The 17,946-nt window shown below is 36.7% G+C and carries 15 protein-coding genes; 2 read left to right on the plus strand and 13 right to left on the minus strand.

Annotated elements, in window-relative coordinates; translation table 11 throughout:
* Positions 1–167: 167 nt before the first annotated feature.
* From hemL to ACQKM9_RS05900, 12 genes are all read right to left on the minus strand, one after another.
* Positions 168–1,460, minus strand: coding sequence for a glutamate-1-semialdehyde 2,1-aminomutase (hemL, locus tag ACQKM9_RS05845; protein WP_427733463.1), 1,293 nt, complete (start codon positions 1,458–1,460; stop codon positions 168–170).
* A 3-nt stretch (positions 1,461–1,463) separates the two neighbouring features.
* A complete protein-coding gene (gene hemB, locus ACQKM9_RS05850) occupies positions 1,464–2,447 on the minus strand; it encodes a porphobilinogen synthase (RefSeq protein WP_427733464.1) in 984 nt (327 codons plus the stop codon).
* Positions 2,444–3,208 carry a uroporphyrinogen-III synthase gene (locus tag ACQKM9_RS05855; RefSeq protein WP_427733465.1) on the minus strand — a complete coding sequence of 255 codons (765 nt, stop codon included), beginning with the start codon at positions 3,206–3,208 and terminating at the stop codon, positions 2,444–2,446. Before ACQKM9_RS05855 ends, hemB begins: the two co-directional genes overlap by 4 nt.
* A complete protein-coding gene (gene hemC / locus ACQKM9_RS05860; RefSeq protein WP_427733466.1) occupies positions 3,198–4,130 on the minus strand; it encodes a hydroxymethylbilane synthase in 933 nt (310 codons plus the stop codon). The genes ACQKM9_RS05855 and hemC overlap by 11 nt, the downstream gene beginning before the upstream one ends.
* An 18-nt stretch (positions 4,131–4,148) precedes the next feature.
* Positions 4,149–4,979: a cytochrome c biogenesis protein CcsA gene (gene ccsA, locus ACQKM9_RS05865; protein WP_427733467.1), complete on the minus strand. Its 831-nt coding sequence runs from the start codon at positions 4,977–4,979 to the stop codon at positions 4,149–4,151.
* 100 nt (positions 4,980–5,079) lie between these two features.
* Positions 5,080–6,444, minus strand: coding sequence for a glutamyl-tRNA reductase (hemA, locus tag ACQKM9_RS05870; RefSeq protein WP_427733468.1), 1,365 nt, complete (start codon positions 6,442–6,444; stop codon positions 5,080–5,082).
* A 266-nt stretch (positions 6,445–6,710) separates the two neighbouring features.
* A complete protein-coding gene (gene yihA, locus ACQKM9_RS05875; protein WP_038187485.1) occupies positions 6,711–7,292 on the minus strand; it encodes a ribosome biogenesis GTP-binding protein YihA/YsxC in 582 nt (193 codons plus the stop codon).
* Positions 7,289–9,616, minus strand: coding sequence for an endopeptidase La (gene lon / locus ACQKM9_RS05880; RefSeq protein WP_427733469.1), 2,328 nt, complete (start codon positions 9,614–9,616; stop codon positions 7,289–7,291). Before lon ends, yihA begins: the two co-directional genes overlap by 4 nt.
* Before the next feature lie 187 nt (positions 9,617–9,803).
* Positions 9,804–11,072, minus strand: a complete 1,269-nt coding sequence (gene clpX, locus ACQKM9_RS05885) for an ATP-dependent protease ATP-binding subunit ClpX (protein WP_053416512.1) — start codon at positions 11,070–11,072, stop codon at positions 9,804–9,806.
* 195 nt (positions 11,073–11,267) lie between these two features.
* Positions 11,268–12,554 (minus strand): trigger factor, encoded by a 1,287-nt coding sequence (gene tig / locus ACQKM9_RS05890; protein WP_427733470.1) that lies wholly within the window; start codon positions 12,552–12,554, stop codon positions 11,268–11,270.
* 104 nt (positions 12,555–12,658) lie between these two features.
* Positions 12,659–13,654 carry a tetratricopeptide repeat protein gene (locus ACQKM9_RS05895; protein WP_427733471.1) on the minus strand — a complete coding sequence of 332 codons (996 nt, stop codon included), beginning with the start codon at positions 13,652–13,654 and terminating at the stop codon, positions 12,659–12,661.
* 235 nt (positions 13,655–13,889) lie between these two features.
* Positions 13,890–14,786, minus strand: a complete 897-nt coding sequence (locus tag ACQKM9_RS05900; protein WP_427733472.1) for a LysR family transcriptional regulator — start codon at positions 14,784–14,786, stop codon at positions 13,890–13,892.
* Positions 14,787–14,918: 132 nt separating this feature from the next.
* Between ACQKM9_RS05900 and hutG the strand changes: the two genes are divergently transcribed.
* Both hutG and gltS read left to right on the plus strand, forming a co-directional pair.
* Positions 14,919–15,887: a formimidoylglutamase gene (gene hutG, locus ACQKM9_RS05905; RefSeq protein ID WP_427733473.1), complete on the plus strand. Its 969-nt coding sequence runs from the start codon at positions 14,919–14,921 to the stop codon at positions 15,885–15,887.
* Positions 15,881–17,062, plus strand: coding sequence for a sodium/glutamate symporter (gene gltS, locus ACQKM9_RS05910; RefSeq protein WP_427733474.1), 1,182 nt, complete (start codon positions 15,881–15,883; stop codon positions 17,060–17,062). Before hutG ends, gltS begins: the two co-directional genes overlap by 7 nt.
* A gap of 205 nt (positions 17,063–17,267) precedes the next feature.
* Here gltS and ACQKM9_RS05915 read toward each other — a convergent pair whose 3' ends face one another.
* Positions 17,268–17,912 carry a cupin domain-containing protein gene (locus ACQKM9_RS05915; protein WP_427733475.1) on the minus strand — a complete coding sequence of 215 codons (645 nt, stop codon included), beginning with the start codon at positions 17,910–17,912 and terminating at the stop codon, positions 17,268–17,270.
* Positions 17,913–17,946: the final 34 nt, after the last annotated feature.

The following is a 17,946-nucleotide window of genomic DNA, read 5'->3' on the forward strand; positions in this document are numbered from 1 at the left end:
ATGTCCATAGATTGTACGGCGGTAGTTATTCATTTGTAGGTTAGGTCCCTTAGAGTCATTGATGCTCTATGAGAAAGATTAGCTGGATTACTGACATTATCAATGTATTTACTTGCATTAAAAAGGCCTTCTCAAAATAGAGAAAGCCTTTTTCTTATAACATTATATTAGCGCGCAAGTTGTTTAAATACTTTTTGGAAAGCTTGGACTGTCTTTGCAATATGTTCTTCAGTGTGCTCTGTAGAAACAAATACACCTTCAAATTGTGACGGCGGCAAGAAGATTCCTTCATTCGCCATTAAACCGTAGTATTCAGCAAACAATTGTAAATCAGAAGTTTTCGCTGTTTCAAAGTTAATAACATTTTCATTAGTTAAGAAGTAACCAATCATTGAACCTGCACGATTTACTGTGTGAGGGATGTTATACATTTCTGCAGCTTCGCGGAAACCTGCTTCTAATTGATCCCCTAATTTTGTGAAATAATCATATGTTTCAGGTTTTAAATGACTTATTGTTGCTAAACCAGCAGACATTGCAAGTGGGTTACCTGATAATGTACCCGCTTGATAGATTGGACCTGCTGGAGCTATTTTCTCCATAATCTCACGTTTACCACCGAATGCACCTACAGGTAGTCCACCACCGATTACTTTGCCTAGACAAGTTAAATCTGGTGTTACTCCGAAGTGACCTTGAGCACTATGATACCCTACACGGAAACCAGTCATTACTTCATCAAAGATTAATAGTGAGCCTGCGTTTGTTGTTAGCTCACGTAAACCTTCAAGGAATCCTGGTAACGGCGGAACGACACCCATATTACCGCAAACCGGCTCAACGATTACTGCAGCAATTTCTTCGCCGAATTTTTCAAAGACAAGTTTAGCTGATTCTAAATCATTATACGGAACCGTTAATGTGTTTTGAGCAATTCCCAATGGTACACCTGGGCTGTCTGGTAAACCAAGTGTTGCGACACCCGAACCAGCTTTTATCAGTAAACTATCACCATGTCCGTGATAGCTACCTTCGAACTTCAAAATTTTATCTCTTCCTGTAAAGCCACGTGCTGCACGGATGGCACTCATTGTTGCTTCCGTACCTGAAGATACCATACGAATCATTTCGATTGAAGGAATACGATCTATTACTACTTTTGCTAGTTCATTTTCTACTAGTGAAGAAGCTCCAAAGCTTGTTCCCGTTTCAGCTACTTTTTGAATTGCAGCTACGACATCAGGATGCGTGTGACCAATAATTAGTGGACCCCATGATAATACATAGTCAATATAATCATTACCATCGATATCCGTAATGATTGCTCCTTTACCACTAGCCATAAAAATCGGATCCATATCAACTGCTTTAAATGCACGAACTGGACTATTTACGCCACCTGGCATTAAGTTTACTGCTTCTTTAAACGCTTGTTTTGATTTTTCATATGATCGTGTCATGAATTATTTTCCCTCCATCCAACGAACTGCATCTTTTGCATGATAAGTAATGATTAAGTCTGCTCCTGCGCGTTTCATACCTAGTAGTGTTTCTAAGACCGTTTGTTTTTCGTCAATCCAACCATTAATAGATGCCGCTTTAACCATCGCATATTCGCCACTTACATTGTAAGCAACAATCGGTAAATCGTAGTTATTACGTACATCACGTACAATATCTAAGTAAGCCAATGCTGGTTTAACGATTAAGAAATCTGCTCCTTCTTCTACGTCTGAAGTAGCTTCACGCATTGCTTCCATACGATTTGCAGGATCCATTTGATATGTTTTACGATCACCAAATTTAGGTGCGCCATCTGCCGCATCACGGAATGGTCCATAGTATGCTGAAGCGTATTTTACTGCATAAGACATGATTGGAACATCTTCAAATCCAGCATCATCTAAGCCTTTACGAATCGCTGCTACAAAACCATCCATCATATTAGATGGCGCAATAATGTCTGCTCCCGCTTCTGCTTGTGAAACTGCTGTTTTTGCTAATAAATCTAGTGAAGGGTCATTTAAAATTTGTTCTTTGTCATTCACGACACCACAGTGACCGTGAGAAGTAAATTCACATAGGCATGTGTCCGCAATAACCACGATTTCTGGGTAATTCTTTTTCACAAAACGAGTTGCTTCTTGAACAATACCATGATTGTGGAAAGCTTGAGTACCTACTTCGTCTTTTTCTGCAGGTAAGCCAAAAAGAATGATGGAAGGAATACCTAGTGAAACTACTTCATCCATTTCCTCACCTAAACGATCAATTGAAAATTGAAAAACGCCTGGCATAGAAGATACTTCATTTTTAATATTTTCTCCATCCATGACGAAAATGGGATAGATGAAATCTTCTTTATGCAAATATGTTTCTTTTACCATTGAGCGCATAGTAGCGGATTGACGTAAACGTCTATGTCTTTTAAATGTTAAATCTTTCATTTTAGATGTTCCTTTCTATTAGCTAACTCTTGAATCAATGCTTTCATTGTATAGGTGGGCGGCATTACATCAACTTTAGCTCCTGCTTTAATTAGCGCTTGCTCTGTGATATGCCCTATGGATAGAACTATAAATGAATGCCAACCGATTACCTTTGCTACATGCTCAGAAAAAACCTCTACTGCAGATGGACTTGCAAAGGCAATACTTACATTTGTAGATTCTTTCAAAAGTGTTAGCAGTTCTGTAGTATTTTCTGTCGTTTGAACCGTTTCATAGACAGTCCATTCATCCACATGACAAGATAAACCTTTTACTATAGTATCCTTTGCCATCGATCCCTTAAAAAATTGACAGGATACATTGCCCCCTACAATAGAAGGGAACTCTTGCACAAATACATCTGCACTGAATGTTGATGGCATAAAATTAATCTCAAAGCCCATTTCTTCAAGAGCTTCGGCTGTTTTTGAACCTACAGCAGCCACCTTACCTGACCACTCAGATGCCTGGAAATGAAAACGCTGTATTTTACTTTTAAAAGCAAGGACCGCATTCTGACTAGTGAAAATAAGCCAGTCATACTGCTTACTTTTTTCAAGTCGTTGTCGGTCCATATCACTTTTAACCTCATTAACAGTAATAAGCGGTAGGTGTATAGCCTGACCGCCTAATTGTTCAATTTGCTTTTCCACAGATGCTGTAACATGTGTTCCTGTTAATACGATTTTGTCTCCACTAAGAGATAAATCATTTTGCATCTTGCTCAGCCTTTACTTTTTGAATTAAATCAAAGGCTCCTTGCTCTGTTAAAATACGAGCAACTTCTTCACCAGCTGCTTTAGCATCTTCCATTGTCACTGTTTCTTTATAAATAACAGACGCATCTGGAGCTGCTACTAAACCAGTTAGTTCAATTTGTTTTCCGTCAAATTTTGCGTAACCTGCGATTGGTACTTGGCAACCGCCATCCATTGCTGCAAGATATGCGCGCTCTGCATGTGCTTCTTCCCAAGTTGCTTTGTCCGTTAATTTAGCAAGCTCAGCTAATAATTCCGCATCATCACTACGACACTCAATACCTAGAGATCCTTGCCCAACAGCTGGGATACACATTTCAGCAGATAAGTATTCTGTTACGACATCTTGACTCCACCCCAGTCGTTTAAGACCGGCTGCTGCTAAAATAATCGCATCATATTCGCCCGTTTCAAGTTTCGCTAAACGTGTATCTACGTTTCCACGTATCCATTTGATTTCGATATCTGGACGTTGGGCCAATAATTGTGCACTGCGGCGTAAGCTACTTGTACCAACAACAGCACCTTTTGGTAGATCAGCAAATTTCACATGACCATTTGAAATGAAAGCATCACGTGCATCTTCACGCGGAGGGATACAGCCGATTACAAGCCCCTCTGGTAAAACTGCTGGCATGTCCTTCATACTGTGGACAGCAAAATCAATACCTTTATCAAAAAGTTCTTGTTCGATTTCTTTTACAAATAGTCCTTTACCGCCTACTTTAGAAAGTTGGACATCTAAAATTTGGTCACCCTTAGTCACGATTTCTTTGACTTCAAATTCAAACGGAGCACCCGCCAGTTTCATTTGATGGATAAACCAATTAGTTTGCGTTAAAGCAAGTTTACTTCTTCTTGAACCTACTACTATTTTTCTCACAATAATCCAACCTTTCTATTAATACCAAAGATGAAAATCAGACAATTTACTTCCTAAAAAGAAATTGATGATTACAAACAGAAATGCATACACATGAGCCCACGCATAACTTGTCGAATGTAATTTCCCTTTTCGATTTCCATAAATGATGAAACAATATATTAACAACGAAACAAATGAACCAACAATTTTCACATCAAATACAGATACGTCATCTAATGTTAAATATGCCCATTGTAGGCCTAAAATTAAACTTATTAATAATAACGGTATACCCGTTAATAATGAAGCTGTCATTCCTTGCTCAGTTTGCTGTAATGATGGAAGTCTCGTCCATTGCTTCGTCCATTTCTTTTTCTTTAATACATTATATAAAATCAAATATAATGTCGAAAAAACAAACGATAATGAGAATGCCACATACGAAAGTATTGCGAACGTAATATGGATAAATAAAAGCTCAGAGATTAGTGCCTCACCTACTGGCGACTGTGAAATTTGCGATGGTGCAAATGTATTAATCGTCATGAAGATGAATCCAATTACGTTGATGAAGAATACTGGTAAATCTACTCGATAAACGCAATGCAAAAGGATCGAAATGGTTATTAATAACCAAGCGTAGAAATAGATTCCTTCAAACAACGATAATATAGGGAAACGATGCGTCTCCACTATATACATTACTAAAAATACTGATTGTAAAACCCATACGATGGAAAGTAGCCAAAATGCAACACGGTGAGCTTTTGCATCCTTATTTAAATAATCTATAAAATAGAATACAAGACTGATTGCATATAAGACGACCATCGCTTCATGTAGTCTTGTCATCATCAAATCAGCCATAACTTACTCCTTTATTTTTAACTTTATCGCGAAAAAAAAGACGATTTCGCATCTATTAGTTTACCATACAGATACGAAAACGCCTCCTAAACAAATTTCATTAATATGATAATCCAGGACTAGAAGATTGTGCTTCTTCTGCTATTTTTTGCATTCGGTTTTTTTCTACTAATTGGTGCCTTTTCACTTCATCTTGCACATCATTTTCAATTCCGAAAATTTGTTGGAATAGCTGTAATTGTTCATTTGCTTTTGTTGAACTAGCCATTTCCTTAGCTTGCAGAATTGGTTCTTTTAATAATTGATTAATAATTGATTTCGTATGCTTACTTAACACTTTTTTCTCACGATCCGTTAAATCAGGCATTTTGTTTTCGATACTTTGCATTGTTTCCTCTTGAATTGTTGCTGCTTTTTTACGAAGCGCGGCAATTACAGGTACTACACCAAGTGTTGATAACCAGTCTTGGAAATCATGAATTTCAGTGTCAATCATTGTCGAAATTTGCTTAGCAGCACGTTCACGTTCAGCAAGGTTTGCCTCAACTATGCCTTGTAAGTCGTCAATATCATATAGGAAGACATTTGGTAAATCGCCAATACGTGGATCTAAGTCACGCGGCACAGCGATATCTACCATAAATAATGGTTTTCCTTTTCTTAAACGTTCAACAAATTGCATTAATTCAAAGTCAATAACATATTCTGTCGCACCAGTTGAACTGATTAAAATATCAGCTTCAAGAAGTGTACATTGAAGCTCTTGCATTGACTTTGCTGTTCCTTCAAACTTAGAAGCAAGTAATTCAGCTTTTTCAAATGTACGGTTAATCACCGTCACTTTACCAACACCACTACCATACAAATTTTGAGTCGCTAATTCACCCATTTTACCTGCGCCTAAAATAGCAACATGTTTTTGTTGTAATGATCCGAAGATTTTCTTAGCAAGTTCTACAGCTGCATAAGAAACAGACACTGCATTTTCGCCTATAGCTGTTTCACCATGCGCGCGTTTTGCGAATGTAATAGCTTGCTTAAATAGTTGATTGTAAACCGTACCAGTTGCACCGATTTCTTGTCCATTTAAAAAGCTTGTACGCACTTGTCCAAGGATTTGTGTTTCTCCAAGTACCATTGAATCTATCCCAGCAGTGACACGGAACAAATGCTCCATCGACTGTTCATCTTCACGAATATATAAATGAGCAGAAAAAGTTTCAACAGGAACTTTAAACCAATCTGCTAGGAATTGTTTTATATAGTGCCGTCCGGTATGCAATTGATCGACTACAGCATACACTTCTGTTCGGTTACATGTAGATACAATTACGTTCTCTAATATGCTTTTTTCACTTTGAAGAGCTCTCATAGCATTCGGTATTTCACTCTCAATAAATGAGAATTTTTCACGAATCTCTACTGGAGCTGTCTTATAATTCAAGCCTACTACGATGGTATGCATGAAATCATACACCTCTCACGTTCATCTAATTCACGATTTCTATTATAGCATAAATGTCCGTCACAGTTAGTTTTAATTGTGAACGGTATATGAATGATAATAGCACTCGCCTTATTTAGAATTATTATAATGTAAGTGTATCAAAAAATTTGTCGAACAACAACCATATTGCTTTAAATATCATTTTTCCCAAACGAGCAAATAACTATTCAATAAATAATAAAAGAGCGCTAGCAACTATCGCTCGCGCTCTTCCTATGAAACTGTTACATTCTTTTTTCGATTTCTGCCCAAGCTTGGTCCATGCCCATGCTTTTTTCAGAAGAAAATAAAATAAGCGGATCATTTGGATCCATATCCAATACATCTTTCACCACTTTTTTATGCTTTTCCCATTTACCTTTTACAATTTTATCAGCTTTCGTTGCAACTACGATACATGGGATATTGTAATGCTTCAAGAAATCATACATCATACAGTCATCAACTGTAGGTTTGTGACGAATATCTACAATTAACACAACCGCTTTTAACAGTGAACGACTTGTGAAATATTGTTCGATCATTCGCCCCCAAGCTTCACGCTCAGATTTTGAAACTTTCGCGTAACCATAACCTGGGACATCCACAAAGAACAATTGCTCTTCAATTTTATAAAAATTTAGTGTTTGCGTTTTCCCTGGTTTAGAAGAAATACGCGCCATACTTTTACGTCCAATCATTCGATTGATAAAAGAAGACTTTCCTACATTCGATCTTCCTGCCAAAGCGAACTCTGGCAGGCCATCCTCTGGATATTGTGCTGGTCGTACTGCACTAATGACCATTTCTACATTATTAACTTTCATATTTCTCCTCCGTCTAACGCTATTTCCAGTACTTCATCTGCGTTTGACACTATCTTAAATGAAAGCTGTTCACGAACACTATCTGGTATATCATCAATATCGCGTTCATTGTCTTTCGGTAAAATAATTGTCGTTAAGCCTGCACGATGCGCCCCTAACGTTTTTTCTTTCAAACCACCAATTGGTAATACTCGTCCACGCAACGTCACTTCACCTGTCATACCTACTTCTCTTCGGATTGGACGTTTCGTAATAGCAGATGTAATAGCTGTAACCATTGTAATCCCCGCTGATGGACCATCTTTTGGTACGGCACCTTCTGGCACGTGAATGTGAATATCATGTTTATCGAAGAATTCTGGGTCAATATTCAGATCTTCTGATTTTGAACGTACATAAGATAAGGCCGTTTGAGCAGATTCCTTCATCACGTCTCCAAGCTTACCAGTTAACTGCAATTTGCCTTTACCAGGAGTTAATGATACTTCAATCTGTAAAGTATCTCCACCAACTGTTGTATACGCTAATCCAGTTGCCACACCTATTTGGTTTTCTGTTTCAGCTTGCCCATAATGGAAACGATGTTTTCCAAGAATATCTTCAAGATTCTTAGCCGCCATTACCACACGTTTTTTATCACCCGCAACAATTTGCATCGCTGCTTTACGGCATAATGTTGCAATTTGACGTTCTAATCCTCGAACACCTGCTTCGCGCGTATAATATCGAATTAAATCAATAATTGCATCATCACGAATTTGCAATTGTGCCTTTGATAGACCATGCTCTTTCAGTTGTTTCGGAATAAGATGTTTTTTCGAAATTTCATGCTTTTCTTGCTCTGTATAACCCGCGATTGTAATGATCTCCATACGGTCAAGTAATGGACCAGGAATCGTACTTAAATCATTTGCTGTCGCAACAAATAATACATTTGATAAATCATATGTTTCTTCAATGTAATGATCACTAAATGAATTGTTTTGCTCTGGATCTAATACTTCAAGCATAGCAGCAGAAGGATCTCCTCGGAAATCATTCGACATCTTATCGATTTCATCAAGTAAAAATACAGGGTTTACTGTACCAGCCTTTTTCATACCTTGTATGACACGTCCTGGCATTGCGCCCACGTAAGTTCTTCTGTGACCACGTATTTCAGACTCATCACGTACACCACCAAGTGAAATACGGACAAATTTACGATTTAAAGCTTCTGCAATCGATTTCGCTAAAGAAGTTTTACCTACTCCAGGAGGTCCAGCCAAACATAAAATTGGACCACGTAAAGATTGTTTTAATTGTCGAACTGATAAATATTCAAGAATACGTTCCTTAACTTTATCAAGTCCTTCATGATCACGATTTAAAACTTTTTCCGCCATTTTAATATCATGTCTATCTTCAGTTTTTTCCTTCCAGGGTAAAGCAACTAGCCAATCAATATAACTACGGATAACGCCACTTTCAGCTGCTGCTGCAGGCAATTTTTCGTAACGATCCAATTCTTTATACGCCGCTTTTAATGTTGATTCAGGCATTCCTGATTCTTGGATTTTCTTTTTCAGCTCAGATACTTCACCTGTTTTGCCTTCACGATCGCCAAGTTCAGTTTGGATTGCCTTCATTTGTTCACGTAAATAGAATTCCTTTTGCGCTTTTTCCATCGCACGTTTTACTTTAGAGCTAATCTTTTTTTCAAGATTCAATACTTCCTGCTCATCATGTAAACGTTGAATTAAAATTTCCAAACGCTCTTTTACGTCGATGATTTTAAGTATCTCTTGTTTACCATTAATTTTCAACGGCAAATAAGAAGCAACCATATCTGCAAAGCGTCCTGGTTCTTCAATATCAGCAACAGTATCATATGTTTCTGTAGTTACTTTACTCGAAGCTTTCGAGTACTTTTCAAAATAAGTTAGAAGAGTGCGCATTAAGGCTTCTGTTTCAGCATCTACAGTTTTTGAATCTTCAAAGTTTTCAATTTCTACAACTGCAAATTCTTCTCCATCACGATAATCAACGACTTTCGCACGATTTAGACCTTCAACTAGGACACGAATTGTTCCATTGGGTAACTTTAGCATTTGTTTTACATATGCGACTGTCCCGACTGTATATAAATCATCCGGCGTAGGATTTTCAATGCTCATCTCTTTTTGAGTGACTAAGAAAATAAGATTATCTTCCAGCATTGCATGTTCAAGAGCAGCAACAGAACGCTCTCGACCTACATCGATATGTAATACCATCGTGGGATAAACGAGTAAACCTCTTAAGGGCAATAATGGGATATTTTTTGTTCTTTTTACTTCAGTCATGCGGGTGATCACCTCCATTAGATTTTGTCCGATTTACCCGCAAATCAAACATTATTAATTGCAGAAATGATTACCATTTCAATTTCACTCTTCATAAGTGTTTATCGACTGAAATTTATTTTAAAAAAAGCCAGCTTTCGAGTAGTGCTAATTGGCACTTTTTCGAAGCCAGCTTTTCAATCAGTTATTAAGCAGATGTTTTTTCGCTGTCTGATTTTAACTCAGTTCCATCTTCAAGTAGAAGTTTTGGACGAGCTTTTTCTGTAATCGTTTCTTTCGTAATGATACATTTTGCAATATCATCGCGAGAAGGTAGTTCAAACATAACATCTAACATAATGTTTTCAATAATTGAGCGTAAACCACGAGCACCTGTTTTGCGTTCGATTGCTTCTTTAGCAATTTCCAATAATGCATCTTGATTGAACTCAAGTTCAACATCATCAAGAGCTAGCATTTTTTGATATTGTTTAGAAAGCGCGTTTTTAGGCTCAGTTAAAATTTGAACAAGCGTTTCAGCATCTAGCTGTTCTAAACTTGCTAATACTGGAAGACGACCAATAAATTCAGGAATTAAACCAAATTTCAATAAATCTTCTGGGATTAAATACTTCATCAAGTTATTATCTTCAGGTTCGTCTTTCTTACCATTCGAACCGAAGCCAATTACTTTTTGGCCTAAACGACGCTTTATGATAGATTCAATTCCGTCGAATGCTCCACCAACAATGAATAAGATATTAGTTGTATCGATTTGGATAAATTCTTGATGTGGGTGTTTACGTCCACCTTGTGGTGGAACACTAGCAACTGTGCCTTCTAAAATTTTTAAAAGCGCTTGTTGTACACCTTCACCAGATACATCACGTGTAATCGATGGGTTTTCTGATTTACGGGCTACTTTATCGATTTCATCAATATAAATAATCCCTTTTTCAGCACGTTCGATATCATAATCTGCTGATTGGATTAGTTTAAGTAGAATGTTCTCAACATCCTCACCCACATAACCAGCTTCAGTTAAAGATGTAGCATCCGCAATTGCAAACGGTACATCAATAATACGCGCTAATGTTTGGGCAAGTAATGTTTTACCGCTACCAGTTGGTCCGATTAAAACAATATTTGATTTTGAAAGTTCTACATCGTCAATTACACTGTTTGAGTTTACACGTTTATAGTGATTATACACTGCAACAGATAGGGCTTTTTTTGCACGCTCTTGACCGATGACATAATCATCCAAAATTGCAAGAATCTCTTTCGGTTTCGGAATATCTTTTAGTTCTACTTCTTCTTCTGTACCTAGTTCTTCAACTACGATTTCAGAACACAACTCGATACATTCATCACAAATATATACACCTGGTCCTGCAACCAGTTTACGAACTTGTTCTTGTGGTTTACCACAGAATGAGCATTTTAAGTTGCCTTTTTCGTCATTAAATTTGAACAATTATTTCACCCCTATTCAAACAATAATGTTACAAGATTACGTTAACATTATCAAATATAATGATTTTGTATAACTTGTAACACTTTGCTTTCTTATTCTCTCTATGTATTCAAAGTGCTAATTATGTATGTGATAAAACAAGGTACGCTAAAAACCACGTACCTTGTCCTATCAATTCATGGTGCTATTTAAATATTACTCAGTAATTTTTGCGTTATCAGCTATGAACTCAACTGTTTTTTGGATTTTGATATCATGCTCTAAAACATGAGTACCACCTAAAGCAGTTTTAATTTGTTCTGCATCCATACCGAATTGTGCAGACATTTTTTCTAATTCAGCAGTTAAATCTTCTTCAGTTACTTCGATTTTTTCTGCTTCAGCAATTGCTTCTAAAACTAATGATACACGAACGCGGCTATCAGCGTCAGTTTTCATTTGTCCACGAAGAGCTGCTTCGTCTTGACCTGAGAATTGGTAGTAAAGATCAAGATTCATACCTTGCATTTGAAGGCGTTGAGTGAATTCTTGCATCATACGATCAATTTCAGTGTTAATCATAGCTTCTGGAATATCCATTGAAGCGTTAGTTGCTGCTTTTTCTACTAGTTCATCACGTAGAGCTGTTTCAGAAGCAGTTGCTTTATCAGCTGCAGTTTTTTCTTTTAATTTAGTGCGTAGAGCATCTAAACCTTCAACTTCGCTATCGATTTCTTTTGCAAGATCATCGTTTAGCTCAGGAAGTTCTTTACCTTTAACTTCGTTAATAGTTACTTTGAAAGTAGCTTTTTTACCAGCTAACTCAGCTGCATGGTATTCTTCTGGGAAAGTTACTTCAACTTCTTTAGCTTCGCCAGATTTTGCACCTACTAATTGTTCTTCGAATCCTGGGATGAATGAACCAGAACCGATTTCAAGTGAGTAGTTGTCGCCTTTTCCGCCTTCGAATGCTTCGCCATCAACGAAACCTTCGAAATCGATTACTGCAGTATCGCCAGTTACGATTGCTTGATTTTCTTTAACAACTAGCTCAGCTAGACGTTCTTGTTGCTCTTTTAATTGAACTTCAATTTCTTCATCAGTTACAGCAGTGTCTTGTTTAGTTACTTCTAAACCTTTATAGTCACCAAGAGTAACTTCTGGGCGAACAGTTACTTTCGCTGTGAATGTGAACGCTTCGTTTTTATTGATTGCTTCGAAGTCGATTTCTGGTTGATCAACTGGTTCTACTCCAGCTTCATCAAGAGCTAATGGATAGTTACCATTTACTAAGATTTCTAATGCATCTTGGTATAATGATTCAACACCAAAGCGTTGTTCGAACATTTGACGAGGCATTTTACCTTTACGGAAGCCCGGTACGTTAATTTGTTTTACTACTTTTTTGAAAGCTTGATCTAAAGCTTCGTTTACTTTTTCAGCAGATACTTCTACTGTTAATAATCCAGTATTACCTTCTTGTTTTTCCCATTTCACTGACATTTATTCTACCTCCAAAAATAATTTCAAATGTTAGACATTCATTCGTTTTTACGATTTTGACAACCATTTTAGTATATCATAGATAGCTATACTTTCAACTTATTTCATACGTCAGGCAGTTCAGAAAGTTGCTCAAGCTTGTGGAAAAAGTCCATCAAGTCATAATCAGTTTCCTTTACTTCTCCGAACATTGCATGTACAAAATCTACGTAGCCATCCGCTATTTCCCTTGCTTCATAAGCGAACCATTCAAATGGATAAGTTACAACAATATGTCGTTGTATCAAATATTGTACCATATCTAATACCGATGGTTCTTGCTGTAGCTCATCTTCAACAACTGCCAAGACCGCTTCTGTAACTGGTAGGGCAGATGGTTCTGCTAACTCAGATGGATTAACTGTACACTGAACATTGAATTTTGTTACCTTCACTGTTGTATCAACTTGTTGATTTACTAGCAATAACAATGCCTCACTTTGAAGTAAGGGATGGATTCGGTCATCTTCGATAATGACTACAATTTCCTCTTTTATATGACGAATATTAACCTGTCGAATACTCTGCAATATTTGAAACTGTTTCATATAAGATAAAGAGAAAAAATGATCTGGTTGTAACTCTGTACTATCAATCTTCAAATCGACAACCGGTTCATCTGTCTGAATAAGATTCTCTGCTATACGAGCATTAAGTTCTTGCAAACGAATAAACTTAGGAATTGATTCCTCAGGAATGACTTGTTCTTCAAGTAACGATCGGATTAATTCCTCTACCTGATTGAATTCTTTCAATTCCATACAGACAGTGAGATATAATTCCATCGCTTCTATGTATTTATGAGGACCTATCGCGAGTAATTTCTCACATGCCTCTTTCGCTTTTTCAAAATTTCGTATTTCATATAAGGAGAAAGCATATACACTAAGCGTACTTTCATCGCCTTCAGTATACTGCAATGCTTCACTAAGAGCTTGCACAGCTAAGTCATATTGATAATGCTCTGCATAGTGATGTCCATCAGCTATTAATTTATCAATAGCTCCAGGAAACACAATGACATTATCTTGTTTTAGAATATTGTGTCGTTTTTTTCGCATGTGTGCTCACTCTCCCATTCTATTTTATCATATTTTGCATATACACCAAAACATTTTACACACCCATATTCCCTATTAGATAGTAGAATTTCACAGCAACAAGTTTAACAAAAAGGATTTTACTACCAATATTTATATAGGTAGAAACTCTAAGTATCACTTAGTAACAAAGGCGCCTTTCTCGCATTATAACCGTCTTCTATCGTATGTAATCGAAGTCACCTTTCAAAATATATCACAAAGATTTATTGGCTTGAAAATGCTGCTCAACTGACTGTAAAAAGCGTTGTATCGCTACTGGTAGATGACGATTTTTCATATATGCTAGATAGACCGTTCTTTCAAGGGAAGGATGATTAATCGGTCTTTGGACAACTGTTTCGTCGATTGGCTCCCTAACATAATTTTCAGGAACAATTGTAACCCCTAAATTATTTCTCACTAAAGAAACCGCTGTTTCAAAACGCTCTATCTCAAATTGAATATTTAACTTTAATTGCGCAACTTTGAAGGCATTTATAATATCTATTCGTGTTTGAAAACCTTCTGTACTAATAATGAATGATTCCTGCTCTAAATCAGCTAAGCTCAAACTAGCTTTTTTGGTTAGTGGATGTCCTTGAGGCAACACAGCTACTAATCGTTCCTTATAAAGTGGAATCGATTCTATATCCTCCTCATAAATCAATTGATTTGTAATGATTGCATGCGATTTATATGTTTGAAGAGAGTGTTTAACATGCTCCACACTGAGTACATCAAAAAGTTTAAATACCATAGCTGGGTAACTTTGTTTATAGGTATAGATCAAATTAGGTAGCCAAGTCTTAAGTGATTCAATAATCCCAAGTACAATTTCACCTTTTCCTCCAACTATTACTTCCTTCATTTCCTTATTCATAATATCCATTTGAGATAACATGATAGTTGCTCTCGTATATAGCAATTCACCTGCATCTGTTAATACAAATTTTCGAGTACTTCTTTCAAGTAAAGGTGCTCCAACTTCATGTTCTAGCTTCTTTACTGCATTGCTTAAGGAAGGTTGCGAAATATGTAGTTTGTCAGCTGCTTTAGAATAACTTTTATTATTCACGATTGTGATGAAATAATATAATCTTTTTAAATCCATAATTATTATCTCTCTCCACTTATAGTTTTTAACTATTATTTTATAATAATTATATATTAGAAATTATAATTAATGAAATATATAATGAATTTACAATCAATTTTAATTATTCTAAACGTTGAGGTGAAATATATGTACACAATGATTACTAAAGAACAATGGCAAGGACGTATAGACCATCCGACAAACCGAGTGAGTTTTCGATACCATCAAGTAGTCGAACCAATTAATATTCAAGAAATTGAGGAAAGTACAACTCCCACTTCAACTATTATTGGCTTTGAATGTGAAGAAGGCGTTAGAAGAAATCAAGGACGTCTTGGCGCAGCTGCAGCTCCTAATGCTATAAGATCCTCATTATCAAGTTTACCTTGGGTACTGCCTTCTGAAAGTAAATTACAGGACGCTGGAAATATTGCATGTAAAGGTACACATCTTGAAGAAGCTCAAATTGAATTAGGGAAAGCTGTCTCAAACATTTTAAATTCCAGCTCTAAGTGTATCGTGCTCGGAGGAGGTCACGAAACTCTATATGGCCATTACTTAGGCATTAGAGAAGCGATTGGACCGGATAAAAAACTCGGCATAATCAATATTGATGCACATTTTGACTTGCGCTCATATGAAGTTGAGCCATCATCTGGTACAATGTTCCGTCAAATTTTAGAAAAAGATACGAATGCTAGCTATTTTGTACTTGGTATTCAACGTTATGGCAATACAATGGAATTATTCGAAAAAGCAGATGAACTTGGTGTTCACTACATTTATGAAGATGAGCTAATTACTGATTCATCTCAACTTTATAAAAGCGAATTACAAGAATTTATCGATAACCATGACGCAGTGTTGCTAACACTATGTACAGATGTATTGAACGCTGCATTTGCACCCGGTGTTAGTGCACCTTCTCCGTTTGGATTATCTCCACAAATTGTACGTTCTATTATTCAATTTGTGACAAGTGATGACAAAACGGTGTCATTTGATATTTGTGAAGTAAATCCATCGTTAGACGAAGGTGGAAGAACGACAAAATTAGGGGCGTATTTCGTCAACGAAGCGATAGTTTCTTTTATAAAGGGGTATGGTAGATGTTAGAAATCAATCAAATTACAACCGTCTTTTTAGCGGTTGCTCTATTAACTTTAGGTAGCTTTATCATTAAAAAAATAGGGATTTTACAGCGTTTTTGTATTCCAGCACCGGTTGTTGGAGGCTTAATATTCGCAGCACTTGCGACTATTTTACAAGCAACGGGCACTTTAGAAATTTCATTAGATACCTCTTTACAAAGTTTATTTATGATTACTTTTTTCACGACAATTGGTTTAGGTGCAAGCTTTAAATTAGTAAAGCTTGGCGGGAAATTACTAATTATTTATTGGCTAGCTTGTGGCTTTTTAGCACTTATGCAAAATGTAATCGGTGTCTCACTTGCATCATTATTTGGCATCGACCCTCTAATCGGCATGATGGCTGGAGCTGTATCAATGGAAGGTGGACATGGTTCTGCCGCTGCGTTCGGACAAACATTAGAGGATCTCGGAATTTCCTCAGCGATGACAATTGGCGCTGCGGCTGCAACATGTGGTCTTGTTGCAGGCGGTCTTGTTGGTGGTCCAATTGTTAAATATTTAATTACTAAACACGACTTAAAACCTGCAGAAGAAGAGGAAGTTGCTAGCCACGAGGACGATGACTATCCAATTACTTCTGAATCTTTTCTATTCCAAGTGTTTATCATTACATTCTGTATGGCGCTTGGTACATATTTAGGTACATTATTCTCAGAAACTACAGGATTTGTTCTTCCAGGATATGTAGGCGCAATGTTTACTGCTGTCATTGTACGAAATGTTCTAGATAAAATTAAACCACATTCAGTTCATATGAAGAGCGTTAACTTAATTGGTGACGTGACATTAGGTATCTTCCTATCTATGGCATTAATGAGTATTAAACTTTGGGAAATTGCAGATTTAGCATTACCATTATTTGCGATTGTCTTTGTTCAAGTAGTATTTATCGTCGTATTTAGTATCTTCGTGTTATTCCGTATCCTCGGAAAAAACTACGACGCTGCTGTTATGGTTGCTGGTTTTGCTGGACACGGACTAGGTGCAACACCAAATGCAATGGCCAATATGTCAGCCGTTGTAAACCGTTTCGGTCCTTCTCGCAAAGCATTTTTAATCGTACCAATCGTTGGCGCATTTTTAATTGATGTCTTTGCAATACCAATCATTATCACTACCATAAATCTATTCAAATAAAAACAGGACCGTTATCCACTTGGATGACGGTCCTGTTGTCTTCACATTATGTGGATGAAATTTAAAAAGAAGAGCTTCTAAAAAAAGCATAATGGTACCTTATTTACCGACCACGTGAATTTCGCTCGTTTTCGATGTTGTCGTTTATTCCCCATATTAATTAAAAAGTTTCTAGCTCTATACACGAACAACATGCAAAGTATGATCACTGCCCTCCTCCATAATAATAAGGATTCTGTACAGCGTTATAATATGGATGATAGTTTGTCATAGGAATGCTAGGTTGTTCTATGTTGGTGTTCTTTGGCTGCTTCAAACAATTGTCAGTTGGGCCAATAAGTATTGTTTCATTATTTAAAGGGGCAAGCGTTTTTTTCAATTGATTAGGATCCAAACAATAAGCATAAGCAAGCACTTCAGTAGGTGTTTTTGTAAGGAGATCTGACCCTAAAATAGATTCTGGATACGGGGCATCAAAAATGGCAAGTAAATGCGTTTTTTCTTTTGTCGCTATTTCCCAATGCCACCAACCTTGAGGAATGTTCGCAACTTGCCCAGGGGTAATCGGTATATGTGACACTTTATTAGTAAATGGGTTAATTAAAGAAACGACGGCTGATCCTGAAATACAATATACTAACTCCGAAGCATTTTGATGATAATGCGGTTCAACAATACGGTCTTTACTTAAAAATATATCAAAAAGCGATACATTACCTAGCGTATTTAAATTATTTCTACCTAAACTATTAATAAAATTTTCATTATTACGCGTAAATAATCTGTTTTTATTTAAATCAAAAAAGAATTCTACATTCGGTTGTGTAAAATCCATGTAAGAAATAGACATTGCTCAAAAACCTCTTTTCATTAAATAATTCATT

The sequence above is a fragment of the Viridibacillus sp. NPDC093762 genome (assembly GCF_050279675.1).
Lineage (GTDB): Bacteria > Bacillota > Bacilli > Bacillales_A > Planococcaceae > Viridibacillus.

Bases quoted from the DNA above. Each gene is read 5' to 3' on its own strand.
- hemL (WP_427733463.1), bottom strand. From the start codon at position 1,460: ATGACACGATCATATGAAAAATCAAAACAAGCGTTTAAAGAAGCAGTA.
- hemB (WP_427733464.1), bottom strand. From the start codon at position 2,447: ATGAAAGATTTAACATTTAAAAGACATAGACGTTTACGTCAATCCGCT.
- ACQKM9_RS05855 (WP_427733465.1), bottom strand. From the start codon at position 3,208: ATGCAAAATGATTTATCTCTTAGTGGAGACAAAATCGTATTAACAGGA.
- ccsA (WP_427733467.1), bottom strand. From the start codon at position 4,979: ATGGCTGATTTGATGATGACAAGACTACATGAAGCGATGGTCGTCTTA.
- hemA (WP_427733468.1), bottom strand. From the start codon at position 6,444: ATGCATACCATCGTAGTAGGCTTGAATTATAAGACAGCTCCAGTAGAG.
- yihA (WP_038187485.1), bottom strand. From the start codon at position 7,292: ATGAAAGTTAATAATGTAGAAATGGTCATTAGTGCAGTACGACCAGCA.
- lon (WP_427733469.1), bottom strand. From the start codon at position 9,616: ATGACTGAAGTAAAAAGAACAAAAAATATCCCATTATTGCCCTTAAGA.
- tig (WP_427733470.1), bottom strand. From the start codon at position 12,554: ATGTCAGTGAAATGGGAAAAACAAGAAGGTAATACTGGATTATTAACA.
- ACQKM9_RS05895 (WP_427733471.1), bottom strand. From the start codon at position 13,654: ATGCGAAAAAAACGACACAATATTCTAAAACAAGATAATGTCATTGTG.
- ACQKM9_RS05900 (WP_427733472.1), bottom strand. From the start codon at position 14,786: ATGGATTTAAAAAGATTATATTATTTCATCACAATCGTGAATAATAAA.
- hutG (WP_427733473.1), top strand. From the start codon at position 14,919: ATGTACACAATGATTACTAAAGAACAATGGCAAGGACGTATAGACCAT.
- gltS (WP_427733474.1), top strand. From the start codon at position 15,881: ATGTTAGAAATCAATCAAATTACAACCGTCTTTTTAGCGGTTGCTCTA.
- ACQKM9_RS05915 (WP_427733475.1), bottom strand. From the start codon at position 17,912: ATGTCTATTTCTTACATGGATTTTACACAACCGAATGTAGAATTCTTT.